The sequence below is a fragment of the Desulfoplanes sp. PS50 genome (assembly GCF_053851535.1).
The window spans coordinates 24,234-45,090 of record NZ_JBSPZA010000021.1 but is presented as its reverse complement, the minus strand read 5'-3'; the positions used below and the strand labels follow the sequence as shown (position 1 = coordinate 45,090).

Genomic DNA, 20,857 nt, shown 5'->3' with positions numbered 1-20,857 from the left:
CCGTTACTCACGACACGCGGGACGTTCCGGCAGGAAATCGGGCACCGGGGTGATAACCGATGCCTGGTTCGGTCAGACAGTCAGGCCGTTCCACATGGTGCGACCGGGCCATATCATTTTAAACGGGGAACAGATCTGCCTTGCTGGATGGTTCAGCCCGTGACGAGGGTAAGGGGATCTTTTGCGCTTGTTTCGGCGAAGAAAAATTCCTTGTCAAAGGGACCGAAACCTCCGGTTTCAGCGATTTGTGTAAAAAAGACTACCCGTTCATATCGTTTGGACCGTTCATCGGTCGCTTGGGTCCGCTCGTAATAAGCCTCTTTGGAAAAGGGCTCGTTGGAAAGGGTCAGGTCGTAGATGCCTATTTCTCCCTCGCCGGCAGGGATTTCGACCCAGGCGTGGACAAACCAGCCCTCTTCACCGGGAAGCCAGCCATGAACGACCGTGCACGCTTCACTCTCGCTGGCCACTTCCATGGCCGCTGTAAAACATTGTTTCTTGAATTTCATGATTTCTCCATGATGAACTGTTCAAAAAAATATGCGGAACTATTGAGGCGTGTTCCTGTGTTTGCAATGCAGCGATTGGTCCTCACATCCTTTGCTTCAGTCCAGACTGTCCAGGCCGAGCCATGCTGCACCGACCGCATTGCCGACATCGTAACTTTCAGGGAAAGACACCGTGGTCCCGAGTCGGTCGGCCACCCGGGGAAGTACAAAGGGAGAACATGCCCCTATGCCGATGATCGACGCCTTGATCCTGACGGTGATGTCCAGGAGGGAATTCTCGTTTTTTGTGTGTAAAAATGAGTTGAGTCCCTGGTTGACCTCCCGGCCGGCTACATATTCCAGGATGGTCGAGGCGATTTTTTCTTCTGCCAGGGAGAGAACATAGTCGGAAAAGGAGGAGGCATCCTTGTTGTGGGTTTTACCCAGTATGTGAGCCCCTTGCCTGGCATATGCACGGTTGCCGATGCAGATTTTCCCCAGACAGTGCAGGGCATCGGTGGGCGTGAATCCGGCCTGGATGATCGATTGGGTCGTGAGGAGTTTTCCCACTTCCTTTTCCACGCCGATCTCACTCATACCAAGGCGGTCTTTGATTGTTTTGGGAGTAGCCGGTCCGTTTTTCATGAGCCAGTCCACAATGGGGCTTTGTGGCCTTGCGTTCGTGTCGGGAACCGCAAAGATCAGACTGGATTGCAGGTCGGGACCGAGCCGGCCAATGGCCGCATCGAGCAGACCCACATCCTGTTCGCGGATATGGTTCTCCACCTGGCACAGAGGGATAACTCGTGACGGGCCCAATGCGTGGGCATGGTTTCGAAGGGGGGTGACCAGGCTGTCGCCGCCTGCTCCGACGGTGAACATTTCCACCGCCTGGACATGGGTCTGCCATCCGCCGATGGTCATCCCGGTGGTGTCCATGACGGGTTTGCCGTTTTCCACAAGGGTGATGTCCGTTGTGGTTCCCCCCATATCCACCACCAGGACCGTATCGGCTGCCGTGATGTGGGAACCAAACCAAGCCGTGGCCGCAGGACCGCTGGCAAAGGTGGAGGCGGATTGTCGGATGGCCTGGGAAAGTTCGATCTCCGTGCAATCCCCGCAGACCATGCGCACGTCTCCTTGAATACCCAGTTCCTCCAGGGAGGCGGTGACCCCGTGGACAAAGGTCTGCATGACCGGGAGGAGTTTGGCATTGAGGAGGGCTGTTGTGGCCCTTTCCTTCATGCCCGGTCGTGTGGATGCCTGGTGGGAGCAGAATACGGGTTTGTCGTCCAGTAGGGACAGGGCCTTGGCTGCAACAAGTTCGTGGGAGGGATCGGCAAAACTCATCAGGGATGCAATGCCGTAGGCCTGGACATAACCCTTCATGGCCCCGATCCCGTCATAGAGATATTCGATGCCCAGGGGTTCCTTCTCTATCCCTTTTGCCTTGTGTCCGCCGGGGATGTAACGCATCTCCTCTGCAGGAACATCGATTCGCTGGTTGAAGCCGATCACGAAAAGCCCCACCTCCGCACCTTTGCCCTCCACCAGGGCATTGGTGGCCAGGGTGGTGGAGATGACGGTGCGAGCAATGGTTTCCACAGGTATGGTGCTCTGTTCAAGAAGTTGTCTGATGCCCTGGACAATGCCGATACCCGGGTTGGCATGGGTCGTGGGCACCTTGACGCTTGCTCTGACCGTTCGGGTTGCGCGGTCCATGATGACCGCGTCGGTATAGGTTCCGCCGGCGTCCACGCCAATGATGCTGGATGATTTATTCATGACAGAAGGATTCACTTTGAAAGGTAATGGGGTTGATTGGTTCACACAACGCGGGATCTAATGTAGCCATTGTGTTCTTGGCAGTCACGGAAAAACTGGAAGCGTGTCCGGGAGAGATGGATCGAGGCTGCAGGGATGAAGGTACCGCACAGACGAACCTGGTTCTGCTCGGCGGGATATGCTGCGGCGAGGCGAACCGCGGTCCCAACGAGTCCTGCCTGGCTCGGTGTGGCGTCCATCCTGGTTATGACGTTTTGATTGTCGCTGGTCGGCAATGCGTCACGACCCGTGCCGCCTCACCTTGGGTAAAGGGCGCTTTTTCACACAGGTGAGCTTTAAATGACTATAAAAAAAGAATATATGATACAGATTGCCGGAGTGCATACTCTTGAAGAGGCCATGGTGCTGGCCCATGCCGGGGTAACCCACATAGGATTTCCCTTGTGCCTCGATGTTCACAAGGAGGACATGGACGCGCCCGCAACGCGCTCGGTCATCGCACACTTGCCAAAAAATGTTATTCCCGTCCTGATTACCTACCTGCAAACGGCCGCAGAAATCATCGCTTTGAGTGGGTACCTCAAGGTAGGGTTTGTGCAACTTCATGGTAGGGTTTCGCGTAAAGAAGTGATTGCATTACGATCTCTGAAACCGGATTTGTCGATCATCAAAAGTCTGATAATTGGGGACAGATCCCTGAGTGAAATGTGTGATCTGGTCCATGCGTATGCCCCTTTTGTGGATGCTTTTTTAACGGATACCTATGATTTTTCAACCGGTGCCACGGGGGCTACTGGTAGAGTACATGATTGGAATATAAGTAGAAAAATAGTCGAAATCAGTTCCCTTCCCGTCATTTTGGCTGGAGGGCTGACACCGGAAAATGTACGTTTAGGCATCGATTTTGTAAGACCTCATGGAGTGGATGCGCATACCGGTGTGGAAGATGATTTTGGGATAAAAGATCCCGCCTTGGTTGCCCGGTTTGTGGAGCAATCCATGGTAGGGTTCAGGAGTAAAAAACTACAGTGTGGCTGTACATGAATTCCGAGTTTGCTAGAAGTGTTGTCTTTTTTGATCAGAAGATGCTAATGAATGTCATACGTTTTTCTACCAATTGTATGATAATCGGGTGTTCATCTTAACGTACACTGTTAGCAGTTCAACCCTGGGGGATGTATGGGCAAAGATGTCATGATTTCATTTCGTACCAACGGAAAATTGCGTGAAGCACTCAAACGTAGGGCCAAGGACGAGAAACGTTCTCTTTCAGCCATGATCGAGGTCATTCTTTACCAGAAAATGGCTGGTTTTCCTGTGGCCAAACCCGCTGATCGCCGAGGATATCCCAGAAAAAAGGACACGTTGCCGGTGATTATCCGTGCAGGAAACGGGAATGGCAAGATTATCGAGGGGGGAACGATCACAAATATATCATTCGGAGGGGTACGCATCAATATGCCCAAGGATCTTGGTCAACGCATCGAAGAGGAAGTGGAGAAGGATTTTAATATTCTGTTTACCTTGCCCGATGAACCCAGACCGGTTTCTTTGAAGTGTGAAATCAAGAATATTGCAGAGGCCGGCGAAAACCTGATTGTGGGTGCCAGATTTCTGCAACCTGATTCACCGAGTTGCCAATCGGTCCAGCGACATCTCATGTAGATCGAATCAGCAGGGCTTGGGCATGTGAGATCGAGATCTTTCGTGTCCTTATTGTTCAAAAAAGTTGCCCCGTCTTGCATGCGTCCACAGTCGTGGCATGGAAGACGGGGCAAACGTTTTCTGGGAAGGAAGAAATACAATGAGCCAACGAAGCAGCGGAATTGCGATGAGTACCTTACTCGTGAAAGTCTGCCATAAAAAACAAGAAAATTTTATAACCGCTTGAACTTAAAACTTAAAACCTAAAAATTAAAACTGCGGCTTGGCCGCATTAGTTCATTCTGCTGACGGTTCGTTCGAGCTGCATGCCGATGTGGGTTTTGTTGGCCATCTCACGCTGGACATAGTTGATTCCCTTGAGAACGGTCGAGTGTCTTCTGTTGAATTGTTTCCCGATAGCTTCAAGGGAGAGATCCGTGTATTTGCGGGCAAGAAAAAAAGCTGTGTTTCTGGCCAGGACATTTTTTTTCTTGCGGCTTCGCGAGGCCAGTTCCTGGCTGGAGAGATCATAGGCCTTGCAGATGAAGGAAACAATCTGCTGCAAATCCAATTCATTTATGTCACAGTCGTAGTTTTCAAGAATCTGTAGGGCCATTTCCTTGCAGATATCCTGTCTGAGCAAGCGGGCCTTGAGAATCAGATTTTGCAGGCAGCTTTCCAGTTGTCGAACATCCGAGCTGAGTTTGTAGGCAAGGAGCTCTTCGACATCCACGGGAATGGAAATGCGATGGCTCCTGGATTTTGCCCTGATGATCCGGGCACGCGTTTCGAAATCAGGTGGTTCGATAGTGCTGATGAACCCCTGGCAGAATCGCGACGAAAGGTCGGGATTGATCCGATCAAGCTCCTTGGGCAGACAGGAAGAGGTCAGGACTATTTTTTTTCCATGCGATTGCAGAGACTTGATGGTTGCAAGCAATTCGTCCTGCATTTTTTCCTTGCCCTGCAGGAAGTTGATATCTTCCAAAAGAAGGATGTCCGTGTGATCCCTGTAAAGCGCCTTGAACTGATCGATGGTCCGGGATTTGAGTGCATGGACCATCTGATTGGCGAATTCCTCGGCTGTCAGATAGATGGTTTTGACACTATCGCGGTTGGAGGTCTTGGCCACGGATTGTCCAATAGCCTGAATGAGATGGGTCTTGCCGAGTCCGGGGCCTGAACTCAGGAAGAGCTGGTCTGAGGCAAACGTCTGGGTGGCGAAATTATGTGAGGCCATAAATGCCATTTCATTGCTCTGGCCTACAACAAAATCATCAAAGGAGAATCTCCACGCATACTCCGTGTGCATTTTTGTCTGGGGGAGGATGGGAAGACTGATGCGGGATTCATGAACTTTTTTGGGTGAATTTTCCACGGGCCGGGGGGTGTTGGCTCCCTTTTTTGGGGAGCTTTGCCCTTGGATGGAAATTTCTGGAACAAAATCGAGAGTTTCTTCGGCTGCCTGACGAATTGTTTCGAGAAGTCTGTCTCTTACCCAGGACGCCACAAAGGAATTGGGAGCTGTCAGACGAATTGCTTGAGAGCTGCATTCGGCTGACAACGGCTTAATCCAGACTTGATATATGCCCGGGTTGAGGCGGTTCTGGAGATTTGTTTGTATGGCTGTCCATGAATTGTTCAACATAAGGAGTGTCTTTATGGGCAAACCATTATCCCGGCAAATCGAATTACTCTTTACTGTCTGAACTTGGTGATTTTTTTTTTTACAAGTTAACTGTTTTTCTTTATTAACTATTTTTGGTATCCCGCATGAATGGCGCAAAAATGACACAATCCTCTAAAGCCCTGTATACTGTGGGTTACGAGTGGCAATAATTTTTTTTTCCACACCATGTTGGAAATTTATCCACATGTTGGTCTTTAATTTTCTTGAGTTTGCTTTATTTTTCTATATTTTTTTGTGAAAAGGGTCCGGGGGAAGATGGGTATCCACTACCTTGGATGCGATAAAATCCCCCGGACCGTGCGATTCATGAGATGTTCAGCGGTCTGGGTGGTCAAAAGTCCCTGACCGTTCTTGAGGTATTATGGGTGTTCCTCCCGTGGCTCGAACAATTTCACAAGTTCCTCGAAAAGACGGGGTATTTTTTCAGGATCTGCGGATGCCGAACCCGCATAGATTTTGGTAATGGCCAGGGCATGATCGATACCGGTGGTTTTTCCGAACCCTGAATCAAAATAGTCGTCCATGCGTTTGAGTAGGTATTCTTCCATTGGTCCTCCGTGAAAAAATATAATGTGGATTGAGATAAGGATGGTCGGCAATAGTCTCAATGCATACTGTAATCATTCAGGTGGGGTTTCCAAAAATTCAGAAAAATGTATGCAACCGGAATGCGCGTCGTCAATCTCATTGATTTCTTAACCCATTGATTCCTGCAGCGTACTGTTTGCTGCTCAAATGTAGCCTTGAATATCGACTTTTCGAACAGCTCGATTTCGACCTGAACAGGGACTGAATAATTACAGATTCTCTACCCCTAATCAGTGGCGAGAACAATAGCTTTCAGGGATTTTTCCCGCTCTTTTCATGGATGACCCGTGCTGCTCGTTCCGGAATCGCCTGCCAATTGGTGGTTTTGTTGACCCCGACAAAGGAGAAAACTCCACGTGATATGTGGTAAGAGAGTTTGACATGATATCGGCAAGACGTCTGTTTGTGGGTATTTCCTTGCCCCAAGAGTATGCAAGGATTGTCGCTCGGTTGCAGCAGAGCTTGCAATCTCTTGGTTGTTCCGGGATAGGCTGGGTACCACCCCCGCAGGTTCATGTGACCCTGTGCTTTCTTGGCCAGATTGAGGGTGTGCGGTTAAAAGCACTGATTGATTCGCTTGCAGGGATTAGAAGTAAGCCGTATCAACTCTGTGCAGGGGGTGGTGGTTTTTTTCCCAGAAATCCACCTTTTCGAGTGATTTGGGCAGGTTGTGCCACTGGTTCCCAGGAGACCGGAAAACTGGCCGCAACGATCGGTGACCGGATGGTACGGTCCGGTTATATCACAGCAGCACCGGCTATTACTCCCCATCTGACCCTGGGGAGGATCAGAAAGTCGGGTTCTGCTCCTTGGGAACTCGTACGCCGGGCAATCGACAAGCAGAAATGGCCGCAGTTCATTGTAGATGATTTCACCCTCTGGGAAAGCGCTCTTGGGCCAGAAAAAGCTGTGCACCATGTTCTTGAGACCTTTTCCCTGGCAGATAGCCGAGGCTGTTTGTAGGTCAGGAACGAGTACACCTTTCCCAACGAGTGCATCGATCAGGAAATGTACCATATCTCAACGCGATGGAGGTGGATGTGGAAAATAAGACAACCCTGGTAGTAGGTGCCAGTCCGAAGAAAGAACGATATTCGAACAAGGCGTTGCATATGCTCAAGGAGTATGGACATACGGTTATTCCAGTGCATCCCGCACTGGACGAGATCGATGGTGTGCCCACCAGACGGCAACTCGGGGATGTCGATCAGAAGGTTCACACGGTTACCCTGTATGTTGCTCCCCAACGGAGCGAAGCGATGCAGGATGCGATTATTGCCTTGCAGCCCAAAAGGGTCATCTTCAACCCCGGCGCAGAATGCGAACCGCTCAAGGCCAGACTTGAACAAGAGGGAATCGATTGGGAAGAGGCCTGTACCCTGGTTCTGCTCAAGACAGGTCAATATTGAGACTGATCCGTTGAGTCGTTTGGGTCATCGTGATCGGAACCGGTCCAACGGGTTCACTGTCAATCCGGTTGCAAGACGATGAACGTGGTGCTCGGTACACATTCCTATGGAAGAGCGTAGAGGTGATTGTTTTGGGATTTTTGTGGTGGCATGTTCCGGACTCAGAGGTCACCAAGGGCGAAGCGGATTGAGGCCATGATTCTGCATCTTGATATGGACGCCTTTTTTGCCTCGGTCGAGCAGGCGGACAATCCCGCATTGCAGGGTCGGCCCGTTATCATCGGAACCGGGGACCGGGCGGTTGCCTCCACCTGTTCCTATGAGGCCCGGGCCTTTGGGGTTCGCTCTGCCATGCCCTTGTACATGGCGCGAAGACTCTGTCCCCAGGGGATTTTTCTGCCCGGCAGGATGAAGAGGTACAAAGAGGTTTCCCGGACCATTTTCAATCTGTTGGAGGATTTTTCACCGGTTATCGAAAAGGCCTCCATTGATGAATGTTATCTGGATATCACGGGCACGGAGCGGATTTTTGGACCACCCCAAGAAATAGCCAAAGCCATGCAGGATCGTATCTTTGCAACCTGCCAGCTCACCTGTTCCATTGGTGTCGCCCCGGTGAAATTCCTGGCCAAGATCGCCTCGGACTGGCATAAACCCCGGGGCATCACAGTCATTGGACACGAACAGGTTCCTTTGTTTCTTGAAAGACTTCCCGTGTCCAAAATTCCTGGAATTGGCCCCAAAACCCTGCCCTTGCTCGAACGACTGGGTATCTCCTACGCTGCTCAAATTCTTTCATTTTCAGAACAGTTTTGGGAAGAACGAATGGGCAAACAGGGGCTGGTCCTCTATGCCCGGGCCCAGGGAAAAGATTCCGGTCAGGTTGTTGGACAAACCGGCAGGAAATCCTGTAGCGCCGAAAACACTCTGACCGAAGATACATCGGATACAGAGGTTTTGAAGAAGTGGATTCTGGCCCAAAGTCAGGAGGTTGGAACCCACCTGCGTCGATTGGGGGTTATGGGGAAAACCGTTACCCTGAAGATCAAGTTTGCTGATTTTACAGGTCTGACCCGGAGCAGAACCCTGACTTCCCCGACTCATTCAACCCAGATTATCCGTGAACAGGCACTGATTCTTCTCCATGGCGTGAATATAACAAAGAAAGTTCGTTTGATAGGCGTGGGTGTTTCCCATTTTGCCGGCAAAAGTCCTCACCTGCCGTTTTTGAACGATCCCAAGACAGACAAGCTCGACAAACTCGATGAGGCCATGGATTCCATTGCCCAACGCTTTGGGGCGTCCGTGGTCCAATCGGCCGCTTTGCTCGATCCCCGAACCGATAAACATGATTGATATTTTCAGAGGAATCCATGTTTGAGGCAGCTCTATACAGACAGCGACGTGAACAATTATGTACGACCATGGAGTCAGGCATCCTGCTGTTTATCGGACACGAGTCCATGCCGGTGAATGCTCCGGATAATGTGTTTCCCTTCAGGCAGGACAGTTCCTTTCTCTATTATTTCGGGCACAATATCCCCGGTCTTGTGGGGATGGTGGATGTCGGATCCGGGGAGCATCTGCTCTTTGGGCCGCAGCCTGATTCTGAAACGTTTATCTGGTCAGGACCTCAGCCCAGCCTGGAACAGCTCGCCCACGAGGTCGGGGCGGACAAGGGCCTGGATATCATTTCACTGGTGGATCATATCAATGAGCTCATCCATAAGGGGATTCACATCCATTTTTTGCCTCCCTACCGGCCAGATACCAGAATGGTGCTCGCGAAATTGTCCGGTTTTTCCGTGCAGAATGTTTATAAAAAATCCTCGGAAGAACTGACCCGGGCGGTCATTGCCCAGCGAAGCATCAAGACGAGCCGGGAAATCGACGAGATAGGCGCTGCCCTTGATATTTCTTCGGCCATGTATGCCAAGGTCTTTGAACATGTCTGTTCCGGAAGGACCGAGCAGGAAATCAAGGGCCTTCTCGAAGGCGAAGTCCTCATCCGGGGCAGCAGAACCTCCTTTGCGAGTATCGTGACCACACGCGGAAATATCCTGCACAACCAGGATGCCAACCATAGGCTGGAAAACGGCGATCTCCTGCTCATCGATTCGGGTGCCGAATCTCCCATGGGATACGCTTCGGACATAACACGGACCTTTCCTGTTTCAGGGCGTTTTTCTTCTTTGCAGAAGGAAATCTATGCCATTGTACTCGAGGCCCAGAAACAGGCAGTTGCCATCCTTGCTCCCGGAGTTCTGTTCCGTCACGCCCATGATGCGGCCGCTCGGGCGATTGTCGAGGGATTCAAGCAAATGGGGCTGATGCAGGGTGACGTTGACGATGCTGTCCGAGCCGGTGCGCACGCCCTTTTTTTCGTGCATGGACTCGGTCATATGCTTGGCCTTGATGTTCATGACATGGAAAGTCTGGGCGAGGATCTCGTGGGATATGATGATACGATCATGAGGAGTTCCAGGTTCGGCTTGCGTTCCCTTCGTCTTGCCCGCAGGGTCGAACCTGGGTTCGTGGTCACTGTGGAACCAGGGGTGTATGTCATCCCCGATTTGATCGAGAGATGGAAAAACGAGAAACGCTGTGCAGATTTTATCCGATATGACAAACTTGAGTCCCTGCAAGGATTCACTGGAATCCGCATCGAGGATGACGTTCTTGTTGAACAGACAGGGGCCCGTATTCTCAGCGAGTCAATCCCCAAGGGGATCGGGGAACTCGAACAAATTTTGGGTTGATTTTTCGGCCGGAGCAGGACATTGCTTGTCATGTACGACCTAACAACCGTAGATGAAATCCGTGACGCCTATCATATTTTGAGGAGGAATCTCATATGCTTGTAAAGAATTGGATGACTGAAGGAAGCATCAACCTCAGTGTCGATACAACGGTCCTTGATGCCAGCGACATCATGCGCCGATCAAACGTTCGCCAGTTTCCTGTCATCGATGGCGATGCCGCACTCGTGGGGATTGTTTCTGATCGGGATATTCGTGATGCCATGCCTTCCAAGTATCTGCCAGGCGATGTGGTTCCCAACCATGAAACCAATCTGGTGACCCTGAAGGTCAAGGATGTCATGTCCGTTGATCCTCTGGTCACGAATCCTGATGAAACCGTGGAAACCGTTGCCGCCATCCTGTTGCAGAATAAGATCGGCGCCCTGCCTGTAGTGGGAAAAGATAATCATCTCGTGGGGATCATTACCGAGGTGGATGTTCTCAGGTATCTCTGTGCAACCTCTGGTGGATCCATCATGGACGGTATCCAGCTGATTTTTGAAATCGAGGATACCCCGGGCGCGGTCATTGATTTGTTGAGTTATCTACGGGGTGAAAAGATCAGACTCACCAGTGTTCTCACCTCCTACAAAAATGTGGAAAAAGGCAATCGCCGGGTCTCCATTCGTGTTCAGAGTACGGGTGATCATTCCCTGGAGTCTCTGGCCAAACTTTTGAAAGAACAATTCACCCTTACCCATTATGTTAAGGATGGACGAGCCGTAGAGGTCACTGACTAGGCCCACCTCAAGCGGTATGTCGAGAATGTGTCCGGTAGTATGGCATACCCAGCCTTTCACAAAGCACCATGAGCGTCATTTTCAACGAGTCAACCTGCACAGCCCGTTTGTCTGGACCTTGCATCAGGCGGGCTGTTTCTGATACAACCGTTTTAACCGGTCAGCGAGGAGTGTGAGCGTCTTGACGAAGCCATTGGATCAATTGTCATTATATGTGTTCTCCGATGTTCTCCAGCGCATGGAGCAACTTTTTGTAACCGATCCCGAGCTCTACGAGGATTTTCTCGGTGAAATCTGCGCCGAGTTTCCCCTGGTCAGGGATTACATGCTTGCCATCGAACATATGACCAGCCAGGGAGCCGATGAGAGGGCCGTCAAGCAGGCCGATCTGAACATGCGTCACCTGATGGCCCTCTGGGTCATGGCCGAGGAAAAGGATATTCCCAGCAGCACGGAAAGCGGCTCCCCGTACTCTTCGACCATGTAACCAGAGGGAAAACGGGGTACGCGTTCGGGGCGGTTACCGGATCTTTTTTCGCCTTACGAACACACAGCCTCGTGTTGAAGGATTGTGCTCAGACATGCCGGCTCGCTCGGTGGCGGTCGGAAGGTGATAGCGGTGGTGGTGAAGGATCGGCAGGGGAGAAGCACGAGACAATGTTCTTTGGGAATGGACTAGAGGTTCATTCCGGCCAGGGCCATGAGCACGGCGGGTTTGCTGTATTCCATCCTGGTGATCCGTCCTCTGGTCATGATGCCGATGATTCCCTGATCATAGCCGATGCGTGGATTGTCCGACATGCCTGCTGCGCAAACTGCCTGATCAAGCTCGAGTCCTTGATCGACAACCCCGTCAGCGACCTCCTGGGGAAGTTCAAAGGCGGGGCCGAGACCTGTATACAGCAATCTCCCCTCGAAGATGGCGCAGGCGGTCAGATTCATGTACCCGGTTTGGGTCAGTGGAACGGGAATGATTCCGGATTCAAGACCGATGCCCATATCCCCGTGGATGAAAGCCTCTTTGGAACGATTTTGGGCGCCGCGGATGGTTTCCTCAAGTCCGCAAGGTTGACCGGAAACGCCGGAATCTGCTTCGATGGCCCGAATTGTGGCAGCTGCGAAGCGGGGTATGGTTTGGAAAACCTCTTGAACCGCCTGGAGTTTGATCGGATTTTTGGAGCCGAGGATAATTTTCATGTCGTTTTCTTGACAGATGGCTTCCCCAAAGGGCGTCAAAATGTAGGGAACAACCTGTTTACTCGGTGCTACTAGAATTTTAATTATCTGAAATTATTTCATTAACTGTTCGTGGAACAATGCTTGTATTACGATTCTCCAAAACAGGGAGGTATCATGATACAAAGTGTAGGCATACAAACAGCAACAAACGGTACAGCGACCAGCCATGGCCCGAACGATCGTCTGGAAAAAAAGCAGCCCAGCGATATGCCTTCAAGGGATCAGATTGAGGTGCGTTCCCTCTCGGATACCTTTGAGGACATTGACCCGTCCGCCCTCAAGTGGGAGGAAACGGCCATGAAAGAGACTCTGTCAATGATACGAAAGGGGGCAGGATTGGGGATTCACGGAGCTCTTAATCCTGCCAGGGCCGCCAGCCTGCTTGCAGATCCCGGTCTTGCAATGGCCTGAGGCTTAACGACATAGTGTCGAACATGGATGGGGCAGGACAAGCAGATTCTGTTCACTGTCTGGGAGTTGACAGGATTTCAAATGCCGCGCGGCAGATTGCCGTTGCGGCATTTTCGTGTTCTTCACGGATGATCGTACCCTGTTCATCCGTGAAGATGGCTGCCCATTTGTCATGGTCGATGTCTTTGGGGCAAAGGTCCTTGAGTTTGAATCCATATCCAAGTGATTGCAGCTTTTCCGCCACGGAAAGCCCTTTGCTTATATCGCTGTCAAAAGGAGTCTCTGTTTCCGTATTCATGAACGCAGCTATGACCTGATGCTGTGTTTGTTGTTCTTGATCTGACATGAGGTATCCTCATTCTGAGAATGGGTTTAAAAAAAGAATTGATCGTCGGCTCATGATTCCTTTCGGATTGAGTGAGTTGTTCTTTGTCACCGGGGGTACCCGCCGTCAACCCTTGATTGCGTATTGTAATGGTATGCGGCGACTATACGCTCATTCAACCACTTGAAATAGTATAGATGGGACGGTTCTATTTCTTGACAAATTGGCACATCCATGTGTGTGGTCAGTATGTGTGCGGGCGGCGATTGCAAACTGTCGCGCACTGTGATCATCATCGGAAAATGATTGGTCATCCTCGCTGACACAATTATGTTCTTGATTTCACAATATCTTGGACCTATGAGGGGGTTGGAGGAATAATGGGGATAGAAAAACAATTGGTTACGGAACACGAAATGCAAAGGACCATTGAACGGCTTGCCTGCGAGGTGCTTGAGCGCATGGGCGATGACAATGATTTTCTGCTCGTTGGCATACAGCGAAGGGGCGTTGAAATCGCCGATAGATTGCGTGCGATCATGGAAGCAAAGACCAAAAAGCAATTTGGCATGGGCAAACTCGACATCAACCTTTACCGGGATGACTGGACATCGAGAAGCGGTGTGCCATCCATAAACAGCACCCACCTTCCCGGGAGTATCAAGGACAAGGATATTCTTCTCGTGGATGATGTGCTTTTTACCGGCCGAACCATCCGGGCCGCCTTGGAGGCCATCCTTGATTTCGGGCGTCCCCGGAGTGTCCGCCTCCTCGTTCTTGTGGATCGCGGGAATAGAGAACTGCCTATTCAGGCTGATTTTATCGGTAAAAAAATATCCACTGCCCTGGATGAGCAGGTGGATGTTCTTGTGCGCGAAATCGACGGCAGGGACAAGGTTCTCGTGCGTTCCTCGAATCGCTGAGCCGTTTTACGCACGACCAATTGCAGTTGTCCGGAGTCGGCGGCCCAGGTCGAGTGAGCTTGCGAACGGGCGTCTCGTGATCGCAGTGGGATGCGGGTGTATGTCGGCCGTTTTGTTATGCGATCCGGCATGTAAGCTGGTTGTTGAAGGGGGTCGTCCTGTGGGGCTGATCGGGTCTATCGACCAGATATCTGCGAAGTGCTGTGGGTTCGTTACGAATGTATGAATTTTTGAAGCTGTATGCTGATGTTGCATGGAGACGTGGTGAACCGTTCTCGATATTTTTTCGATAATAGAGATTATCAGCTTTTGGCCATTGTACGCGATGTCCTTGAGCGGGATCCCTCGCTGCAGGAGGTACGGAGTCTGCTCGGGTCGCATCTCCATCCCCATGGGATCAAGGAAATGGCGGCCTCGAGCGGTTTGCGTATCGCGTATGCAGCTATTCATCTTCTGGGGTCGCTGCAAAAGGGACAGGCCAAGCAGCGCCTCGAAGCTCTCCGTTCCCTGCATGTTGAGGCCCTTTCAAGGGCTCACAGCACCCTGCGCAAGAATACGGCCCGGGTTCTTTTGCAGATCATGAAGGAGCTGGTCAGGACCGAGGGAGACGACGAACTCAGACTTATGCTTGCAAGAGATTTTCGGGCAGCGGCTTCAGGCAAGCCCAGAATTATCAAAAACGAACTTGCCAAATACCATCTTTTGGAGATGCCTGAAGAGTGGAATCAGCTGGCCTTTGATCACCATGTTCATGATTTCAACACAAAAGGACGCAAATCGCCCACCCATCTGATCATGGATGCCTGGATCAAGGGGATCAGGAATCTAACCGTTGTTTACTACAATTACGTCAAGCCCGACGTGGTTACCGAATTGCTCGAAGCAGCCTCGATCATGGATATCAAGGTGCGTATCGGCATCGAGCTCCCAGCGCTTTTTAGAGGGAAATACATCCAGATCGTCTGGGCCCCGCGCGGATTCACTGATCAGCAGGATTTTATCAATTTTTTCTCCAAGATGCCGGTCAAGGAGTTTTTCAAGGAACAGCAAGGCGTTTTTGAATTCCAACAGCGGTATACCTTTGAGCTGCTCAAGGTATTCAATGCCCGTCATCGCAAGGAGATTTCCACATTTTACGGGATCGACTGCCCCAAACTCGACAAGGAGGGATTTCTCGAGTTTGTGGGCATTGGTCAGGTCTCTCTCTATCATCTGGCCAAATACATCTATACCCTTGTCATGCCTCTGATGCACGAGCGGGTTGCCGAGCTTCGAGCCGTGTACCGGGAGGCCGATACGGACGAGCGGCAGAGGATTTTTTCCCTGGTCTCCGAGATGAATTGTATTGACTCGGAATTGATCATCGAGCGGTGGCTGTCTCCACGAAACAATCCTGAGGTCCCTGATCCTCATGTTCACCGGGAGACACCTGATCTTCCTCCCCTGCTCCGGCTTTCGGCCCATGAGCTCTTGACCATGCTTGCCCATCTCCATTCCGGATACAAGGCGACCCTGAAGCTTACCAACCTGTTAGTGGAGGACGTGTTCGAGCTTCTCTATGACTGCAAGGGAATGATCACCCATCTGGAAATATTCAATCTCAAGGATGTCACCGAAGAAAAAACATCACCCGATCTTGAAATTATCAATGAGTTACAGCTCGCTCTCAATCATGGAAATGTCATTGAACTGAAACGAATTGTCCATTCCATTATTGAAAAGCTCGACACCGTTGCCACGGGTCGGCCGGAAGACCCCAATACAGCGAGAAAGGTCAAGATGGTCGAGATTCTCTTTGATATCGAAACGCTGCAGTCCTATTATCGTGATCTGGCCCTCAAATCGAGAATAGGAAGTGATTCAACCGGGCGCTCACGACATCTCCATGGCATGGGGCTTGTGATCCAGGAAACCGTTCCGAAACTCGACAAGGGCAGGGATGCCCGGAGCCGGGAACGGATCTCGGTCACAGCCACGCTGTACAAACGTATCACCTACATTCCCAAAACGAGTTTCATGCATCTGGCCAATGTCAGCTACAGAGTCATGCGTATGCTGCCGGGAGGGGGGCAGTTGGGATATGTCCGCATCAAGGATTGGGTGGTCCAAGACTATGCCCTTCACCCGGGAACCCAGGGAAACATTGCCCTTCTTGGCGGTATTCAGAAAGAATGTAACAATGGATTGGTTCTTGAAGAACAAAAAGAGAAAACCAAACGAACATCGTTTAAATATTTGAATAGTGGTCTTAAAAACGTTCTCAAGGTGCTTGTCGGTTTTATTCCCGCCTTCTTGACCTTTGCCCTGACAAAGGACTGGTGGCTTCTGGCCTATTGCGGTGCCTTCATCTGGTTCGGAATCACGGGGCTGCGCAATATTGTTCAATCGGTACTGGGAGGAGGAGGCTTCAAACGTTCCCCGCTTCTGCGCTGGAATAGCTATGTGAGTTGGGATCGAATCACGGATTCGCTCTTTTTTACCGGTTTTTCCGTTCCTCTGTTGGATTATCTGGTCAAATCCCTTTTGCTGGACACGACCTTTGGCATCAATACGACCACAAGTCCGACCATTCTCTATACAATCATGGCATTGGCCAATGGATTGTACATAACCAGCCACAATCTGTTCAGGGGATTGCCCAAGAGTGCGGCATTTGCGAATTTTTTCAGATCCATATTGTCCATTCCCTTGGCATTGGCCTTTAACGGGATTGTCGGAGGCATACTGACCTTTGCCCAGGTGGGCGGGGTAGCCATGATTTTGCAGTTGTGGGCTGCGATCATCTCCAAGGCCGCCTCGGATTGTGTGGCCGGAGTCATTGAAGGGTTGGCCGATCGCGGGAACAATATGCGGATGCGCTATCTGGACTACCGGGAAAAGCTCAATCAGCTTTTTGAGACCTTCTCCTGCCTTGAACTCCAATGCCCGGAGGTCGACCTCCTGGAAGTCCTCAAATCTCCCAAGGAATTTTTGTGTCTCATCTCGACCCAGGGGAAGGAACTTGAAAATCTGCTCTGTGTCCATGCCCTGGATTTTCTGCATTTCTGGATGTATCAACCACGATCCCGGAGTATGCTCAAACGACTCATGCAAAACATGTCACCGGATGAGCGGCGTATTTTTGTGGGATCGCAGAAAATTCTTTTGCGGAAACGGGAGATCAGTCAGATTTTTCTCGATGGACTGGTGGGCAAGAATTTTTCCAAGCCCCTGGCGTTCTATCTGGACAGTTCCGGTGACTATCTTGAATCCCTGAATCGGATGAATTGTAAGATCGAACAGGCCCGGAAACAATCTACAGCGCGGATCGGGTTTGTTTCAGCGCTGTTTGTCAGGTAGCAGGGCATTTTCCTTGATGAAAACGAAAAAAGGACGTTCGCTTGAACGTCCTTTTTTTATGTCTTGGATGTGGGATTTGAGAAGGTCTACGACCCGTTAGACGAGACCGTGTCGTTTAAGGGTAGTTTTGAGAATCTCAAGGTGTTCGGCTGAGAGCGGGGTCATGGGCAACCGCAGGGTTGGCTCCATTTTACCCATAAGGGAAAGTGCTGTCTTGACCGGGATGGGATTGGCTTCAAGAAACAGGGTTCGATTCAGGGGAGCCAGCTCATAGAACAGGGATCTGGCGGTGTTCCAATCGTTTTCCCGGCACGCAGCACACATCTTGCTCGTCTTTGTGGGTTCGATGTTTGAGATGACCGAGATGACCCCTTTGCCCCCGAGGGCCAGGAAGGGAAGTATGGTGAAATCATCACCTGAAAGCAGGGTAAAGTCTTCGCCGCATTCCTCAACGATCATGGAGGCCTGTTTCATGTCGCCGGTTGCTTCCTTGATCCCGACTACCGTGGGGATCTCTTTGACCATACGGCCAAGGGTTGCAGGCAGAAGGTTGGAACCGGTTCGTCCCGGCACATTGTAGACGATCATGGGAAGGGAAACCTCGTCGGCAATGGCCTTGAAATGGGCAATGATTCCATCCTGGGTCGGTTTGTTGTAGTAGGGGGTGATCATGAGCGCCCCGTCGGCTCCAGCGGATTTGGCAAATTGTGTAAGTTCTGCTGCTTCCCTGGTGTTGTTCGAACCGGAGCCTGCAAGAACAGGAACCCTTTTTTTGGCCTGATCGATACAGATGCGAATGACTTCTTTATGCTCTTCATGGCTCAGTGTGGCTGATTCACCCGTGGTGCCGCAGGGTACCAGCCCGTCTATCCCGGATTCGATCTGCCATTCGATGAAGCCTCGGTAGGCTTCCTCATCGATTCCACCGTTCTTGAAAGGGGTCACGAGGGCGGTCAGTGCGCCTTGTAATTTCATAGGTTCCTCCTGTTGATGCTGATTGAAGGATTAATAAAGCTCGACAGCATGATGGATCCGGGCTGCCGGGGTCATAGATTGTCCGGGTACTTCTGTTGTTCAGCCGGAAAGGTGACTGCGTCTTTGAGATATTTGAGCATCGGTGGCTGCGGACTCATGTGAAATGAGTGAATAATCGATGTCCGAGGTTTTACTCGCACGGAAGATCAAAAAAATCGGGATAGAGATTTCCTGTATACACGATGATCGCATCTCCCTGCAGAAAAATGTCATCGTTTTCAAGGTGAACCTCAAGCTTTTCTCCGCCAGATGTGGTTACGGACACATGCTTGGAACATTTGTCCAGGGCGTGGGCCACATAGACGGATGCGCTGGCTCCGGTACCACAGGCATAGGTTTCATTTTCAACGCCGCGCTCATAGGTGCGCAACAGCAAGTGATCCCTGTTTTCGATCTGAACAAAATTCACGTTGGTTCCGAAGGGAGCGAATCTGGGATTGAATCTGATCGAGCTGCCAAGGCTTTTCACGTCGATTTTTTTGAGATTGCTGGTCAGCAAAACCGCATGGGGAACTCCTGTGTTCACAAAATGAACCTGCATGGTCTCTCCATTGTCCTTGGAAATCGTCATGTCGAGTTCCAGGTCGGCCGCCTTGGTCAACTGTACCTTGATCTGTCCGGTTTCTTCAATGAACTGGGCCTGGATAGGACCAGCATCCGTCAAAAAAACCTGATTTTTTCCGGCAATACCCAGTTCAAAGGCCAGGCGGGCAACACATCGCGATCCATTGCCACACATCTCTGCCCGCGATCCGTCAGCGTTATAAAAATGCCACATGTAATCAACAGCCATGTCCTTGGGGGCGGAATCGATAAAAATGAGTCCATCGGCACCGATGCCAAAGGCCCGGGTACAGAGTGATTTGGCCCATGTATTCATGTGCTGCGTCGATAGCCGGAGCGAACGGTTGTCGATGAGTATGAAGTCGTTGCCACTGCCCTGTAATTTGAAAAAAGGGATGGCCTGGCCAAGAGAAGTAATCATAATCGTGTTTCCTTTGCGTAGAAAGGGGTTGGGATGATGCCTCACCGAAGTAAGACCGAGCTATGGATGCAACCGCAGGCCCTGGTCACCACCGATTCGGAGAAGGCCTGTGAAGGCCAGACCAAAGGGCGTGACGTATGCACCGAGCGAGAAAAGATCGTTCCCATGGAAAGGATTGTAATTTATTTGCCGCACGGCCTGCGTTTCTGGCGTGAAGCAGAAACCTTTGCAACAACGTTGAGCGGTGCGAGAATCGCGTCCATGGCAGGATTTTCCTGAATTTTTTCACCTAGAAGAACGAGTTGCGCGGAAATGTTGCGACCGGTGATCCAGCTTAACGGTGCGTCAGCTGTGGGGAATTCCCTGATTTCGATCTTGGTCACTGTTCTTCCTTTACTATAGGCCCGGGTCCACAGCGTCAGCGCGTGTGTGGAAAAGGTCGAGGTCAACCCGGGTCCTGGGCCGCTTCCCAGGAGGATATTGCAGCTTCCCTCGTGTTTCTTGACAAATTGTCTTTCGTTTTCACGACCCCAGGAACTGATGCCCACAATAAGCGCGTTGGGATGATCACTCCGGAGTTCGCTCAGAGTGGCCACAAGATTCTGGATCATTGAAGTTGAGGGGGCTGTGTTGAGTTCAGGCGTTGGAAAAACCACGGCAATGATTAACCCCTTGTCGGTTTGCAAGGAGTGAACCTGCGGGTAGGACGCAACCTGGAACCATTTTTCGGGTTGAGTACCAGAAAGGAGGGACAGAACATGTGATTCGGATGTCCCAAGGACACCGAGATCATAGGAAAGGTGTTCATACCCTCGGATCAAGGGGGTAATACGCTCGGGATTCAGCGGATGAGCTGGATTCCATTTGGCGAACTCATAGGGCCCTGCTATGCGCAGGGTAGTGGAATCGTCGAATTGGGAAAAAATGGTGGCCCGCCGGGCCATGCCGCCGATGGTCTCACCCCTTCAGGCCCGAGTCCCGCTGTAGTGGCCCCAGGAATTGGCAGTATAGAGAATGGTCAGGGATGGTTGTGCCCATGCCGTTTGCTGGCATATGGTCAGAACCAGAAAGCATATCCAAACAGGTAGCTGCAACAAGCGCATGAAATGGATAACAGCCTTATTTGTTGAGGAATTCCTTGAGTTCCTTGCCAGGACGGAAAAAAGGAAGTTTTTTGGGTTTGACATTGACTTTTTCTCCGGACTTGGGATTGCGGCCTCTGTAACCTTCATATTCCTTGATCTTGAAACTACCGAATCCCCGGATTTCAACCCGATTTCCCTGTAGCAGTTCATCCCGGATAGAGTCGAAAAAGGTGTTCACTACAATGATGGCCTCATCCATGGAGATATCATTCTGTTCTGCCACTGTTTTGATCAATTCGCTCTTGTTCATGACATCATCCTCAGTATGGAAGGTTAATGGGTGGCAAAGGGCCTTCAAACGATCTTACTA

At 50.9% G+C, this 20,857-nt stretch carries 21 protein-coding genes; 11 read left to right on the top strand and 10 right to left on the bottom strand.

The window, feature by feature from the left end; all coding sequences use genetic code 11:
• Nucleotides 1–152: 152 nt before the first annotated feature.
• A complete protein-coding gene (locus tag ACTVJH_RS10390; protein ID WP_455990099.1) occupies nucleotides 153–509 on the bottom strand; it encodes a hypothetical protein in 357 nt (118 codons plus the stop codon).
• Between the two features lie 96 nt (nucleotides 510–605).
• On the bottom strand, nucleotides 606–2,273 hold the full coding sequence (locus ACTVJH_RS10385; RefSeq protein ID WP_455990097.1) for a hydantoinase/oxoprolinase N-terminal domain-containing protein: 1,668 nt from the start codon (nucleotides 2,271–2,273) through the stop codon (nucleotides 606–608).
• A 339-nt stretch (nucleotides 2,274–2,612) separates the two neighbouring features.
• On the opposite strand from ACTVJH_RS10385, the gene ACTVJH_RS10380 reads away from it, so the two are divergent.
• Complete coding sequence (locus ACTVJH_RS10380) at nucleotides 2,613–3,317, top strand: phosphoribosylanthranilate isomerase (protein WP_455990095.1); 705 nt, start codon at nucleotides 2,613–2,615, stop codon at nucleotides 3,315–3,317.
• Nucleotides 3,318–3,467: 150 nt separating this feature from the next.
• Nucleotides 3,468–3,938: a PilZ domain-containing protein gene (locus tag ACTVJH_RS10375; protein WP_455990093.1), complete on the top strand. Its 471-nt coding sequence runs from the start codon at nucleotides 3,468–3,470 to the stop codon at nucleotides 3,936–3,938.
• A gap of 271 nt (nucleotides 3,939–4,209) precedes the next feature.
• Here ACTVJH_RS10375 and dnaA read toward each other — a convergent pair whose 3' ends face one another.
• Both dnaA and ACTVJH_RS10365 read right to left on the bottom strand, forming a co-directional pair.
• Nucleotides 4,210–5,565, bottom strand: coding sequence for a chromosomal replication initiator protein DnaA (dnaA, locus tag ACTVJH_RS10370; protein WP_455990091.1), 1,356 nt, complete (start codon nucleotides 5,563–5,565; stop codon nucleotides 4,210–4,212).
• 401 nt (nucleotides 5,566–5,966) lie between these two features.
• Nucleotides 5,967–6,155 carry a hypothetical protein gene (locus ACTVJH_RS10365; protein ID WP_455990089.1) on the bottom strand — a complete coding sequence of 63 codons (189 nt, stop codon included), beginning with the start codon at nucleotides 6,153–6,155 and terminating at the stop codon, nucleotides 5,967–5,969.
• A 421-nt stretch (nucleotides 6,156–6,576) separates the two neighbouring features.
• On the opposite strand from ACTVJH_RS10365, the gene thpR reads away from it, so the two are divergent.
• From thpR to ACTVJH_RS10335, 6 genes are all read left to right on the top strand, one after another.
• Entirely contained in the window at nucleotides 6,577–7,158 is a 582-nt protein-coding gene (gene thpR / locus ACTVJH_RS10360) for an RNA 2',3'-cyclic phosphodiesterase (protein ID WP_455990087.1), read from the top strand.
• A gap of 77 nt (nucleotides 7,159–7,235) precedes the next feature.
• A complete protein-coding gene (locus ACTVJH_RS10355) occupies nucleotides 7,236–7,604 on the top strand; it encodes a CoA-binding protein (RefSeq protein ID WP_455990085.1) in 369 nt (122 codons plus the stop codon).
• 195 nt (nucleotides 7,605–7,799) lie between these two features.
• Nucleotides 7,800–8,960, top strand: coding sequence for a DNA polymerase IV (locus ACTVJH_RS10350; RefSeq protein ID WP_455990083.1), 1,161 nt, complete (start codon nucleotides 7,800–7,802; stop codon nucleotides 8,958–8,960).
• A 17-nt stretch (nucleotides 8,961–8,977) separates the two neighbouring features.
• Nucleotides 8,978–10,363 carry an aminopeptidase P family protein gene (locus tag ACTVJH_RS10345; RefSeq protein ID WP_455990081.1) on the top strand — a complete coding sequence of 462 codons (1,386 nt, stop codon included), beginning with the start codon at nucleotides 8,978–8,980 and terminating at the stop codon, nucleotides 10,361–10,363.
• Nucleotides 10,364–10,458: 95 nt separating this feature from the next.
• Nucleotides 10,459–11,145, top strand: a complete 687-nt coding sequence (locus ACTVJH_RS10340; protein ID WP_455990079.1) for a CBS and ACT domain-containing protein — start codon at nucleotides 10,459–10,461, stop codon at nucleotides 11,143–11,145.
• 181 nt (nucleotides 11,146–11,326) lie between these two features.
• On the top strand, nucleotides 11,327–11,632 hold the full coding sequence (locus ACTVJH_RS10335; RefSeq protein ID WP_455990077.1) for a hypothetical protein: 306 nt from the start codon (nucleotides 11,327–11,329) through the stop codon (nucleotides 11,630–11,632).
• Nucleotides 11,633–11,820: 188 nt separating this feature from the next.
• Here the strand turns inward: ACTVJH_RS10335 and ACTVJH_RS10330 are convergent, their stop codons facing one another.
• A complete protein-coding gene (locus tag ACTVJH_RS10330; protein WP_455990075.1) occupies nucleotides 11,821–12,342 on the bottom strand; it encodes a DUF84 family protein in 522 nt (173 codons plus the stop codon).
• Between the two features lie 156 nt (nucleotides 12,343–12,498).
• On the opposite strand from ACTVJH_RS10330, the gene ACTVJH_RS10325 reads away from it, so the two are divergent.
• Nucleotides 12,499–12,795, top strand: coding sequence for a hypothetical protein (locus ACTVJH_RS10325; RefSeq protein WP_455990073.1), 297 nt, complete (start codon nucleotides 12,499–12,501; stop codon nucleotides 12,793–12,795).
• 52 nt (nucleotides 12,796–12,847) lie between these two features.
• Here the strand turns inward: ACTVJH_RS10325 and ACTVJH_RS10320 are convergent, their stop codons facing one another.
• A complete protein-coding gene (locus ACTVJH_RS10320; RefSeq protein ID WP_455990071.1) occupies nucleotides 12,848–13,141 on the bottom strand; it encodes a hypothetical protein in 294 nt (97 codons plus the stop codon).
• 359 nt (nucleotides 13,142–13,500) lie between these two features.
• Here ACTVJH_RS10320 and pyrR point away from each other — a divergent pair, with 359 nt between their 5' ends.
• Both pyrR and ACTVJH_RS10310 read left to right on the top strand, forming a co-directional pair.
• On the top strand, nucleotides 13,501–14,043 hold the full coding sequence (gene pyrR / locus ACTVJH_RS10315; protein WP_455990069.1) for a bifunctional pyr operon transcriptional regulator/uracil phosphoribosyltransferase PyrR: 543 nt from the start codon (nucleotides 13,501–13,503) through the stop codon (nucleotides 14,041–14,043).
• A gap of 264 nt (nucleotides 14,044–14,307) precedes the next feature.
• Nucleotides 14,308–17,382, top strand: coding sequence for a hypothetical protein (locus tag ACTVJH_RS10310; RefSeq protein ID WP_455990067.1), 3,075 nt, complete (start codon nucleotides 14,308–14,310; stop codon nucleotides 17,380–17,382).
• Nucleotides 17,383–17,478: 96 nt separating this feature from the next.
• On the opposite strand, the gene dapA is transcribed toward ACTVJH_RS10310, so the two are convergent.
• From dapA to ACTVJH_RS10290, 4 genes are all read right to left on the bottom strand, one after another.
• A complete protein-coding gene (dapA, locus tag ACTVJH_RS10305) occupies nucleotides 17,479–18,357 on the bottom strand; it encodes a 4-hydroxy-tetrahydrodipicolinate synthase (protein WP_455990065.1) in 879 nt (292 codons plus the stop codon).
• A 190-nt stretch (nucleotides 18,358–18,547) separates the two neighbouring features.
• Nucleotides 18,548–19,402, bottom strand: a complete 855-nt coding sequence (gene dapF, locus ACTVJH_RS10300) for a diaminopimelate epimerase (protein ID WP_455990063.1) — start codon at nucleotides 19,400–19,402, stop codon at nucleotides 18,548–18,550.
• Between the two features lie 182 nt (nucleotides 19,403–19,584).
• A complete protein-coding gene (locus ACTVJH_RS10295) occupies nucleotides 19,585–20,355 on the bottom strand; it encodes a UshA-like (seleno)protein family 2 (RefSeq protein ID WP_455990139.1) in 771 nt (256 codons plus the stop codon).
• 166 nt (nucleotides 20,356–20,521) lie between these two features.
• Nucleotides 20,522–20,797 carry an HU family DNA-binding protein gene (locus ACTVJH_RS10290; protein ID WP_455990061.1) on the bottom strand — a complete coding sequence of 92 codons (276 nt, stop codon included), beginning with the start codon at nucleotides 20,795–20,797 and terminating at the stop codon, nucleotides 20,522–20,524.
• Nucleotides 20,798–20,857: the final 60 nt, after the last annotated feature.

Coding starts and splice junctions, on each gene's coding strand:
- ACTVJH_RS10390 (WP_455990099.1), bottom strand. CDS start 509: ATGAAATTCAAGAAACAATGTTTTACAGCGGCCATGGAAGTGGCCAGC.
- ACTVJH_RS10385 (WP_455990097.1), bottom strand. CDS start 2,273: ATGAATAAATCATCCAGCATCATTGGCGTGGACGCCGGCGGAACCTAT.
- ACTVJH_RS10380 (WP_455990095.1), top strand. CDS start 2,613: ATGACTATAAAAAAAGAATATATGATACAGATTGCCGGAGTGCATACT.
- ACTVJH_RS10375 (WP_455990093.1), top strand. CDS start 3,468: ATGATTTCATTTCGTACCAACGGAAAATTGCGTGAAGCACTCAAACGT.
- dnaA (WP_455990091.1), bottom strand. CDS start 5,565: ATGTTGAACAATTCATGGACAGCCATACAAACAAATCTCCAGAACCGC.
- ACTVJH_RS10365 (WP_455990089.1), bottom strand. CDS start 6,155: ATGGAAGAATACCTACTCAAACGCATGGACGACTATTTTGATTCAGGG.
- thpR (WP_455990087.1), top strand. CDS start 6,577: ATGATATCGGCAAGACGTCTGTTTGTGGGTATTTCCTTGCCCCAAGAG.
- ACTVJH_RS10350 (WP_455990083.1), top strand. CDS start 7,800: ATGATTCTGCATCTTGATATGGACGCCTTTTTTGCCTCGGTCGAGCAG.
- ACTVJH_RS10345 (WP_455990081.1), top strand. CDS start 8,978: ATGTTTGAGGCAGCTCTATACAGACAGCGACGTGAACAATTATGTACG.
- ACTVJH_RS10340 (WP_455990079.1), top strand. CDS start 10,459: ATGCTTGTAAAGAATTGGATGACTGAAGGAAGCATCAACCTCAGTGTC.
- ACTVJH_RS10330 (WP_455990075.1), bottom strand. CDS start 12,342: ATGAAAATTATCCTCGGCTCCAAAAATCCGATCAAACTCCAGGCGGTT.
- ACTVJH_RS10325 (WP_455990073.1), top strand. CDS start 12,499: ATGATACAAAGTGTAGGCATACAAACAGCAACAAACGGTACAGCGACC.
- ACTVJH_RS10320 (WP_455990071.1), bottom strand. CDS start 13,141: ATGTCAGATCAAGAACAACAAACACAGCATCAGGTCATAGCTGCGTTC.
- pyrR (WP_455990069.1), top strand. CDS start 13,501: ATGGGGATAGAAAAACAATTGGTTACGGAACACGAAATGCAAAGGACC.
- dapA (WP_455990065.1), bottom strand. CDS start 18,357: ATGAAATTACAAGGCGCACTGACCGCCCTCGTGACCCCTTTCAAGAAC.
- dapF (WP_455990063.1), bottom strand. CDS start 19,402: ATGATTACTTCTCTTGGCCAGGCCATCCCTTTTTTCAAATTACAGGGC.
- ACTVJH_RS10290 (WP_455990061.1), bottom strand. CDS start 20,797: ATGAACAAGAGCGAATTGATCAAAACAGTGGCAGAACAGAATGATATC.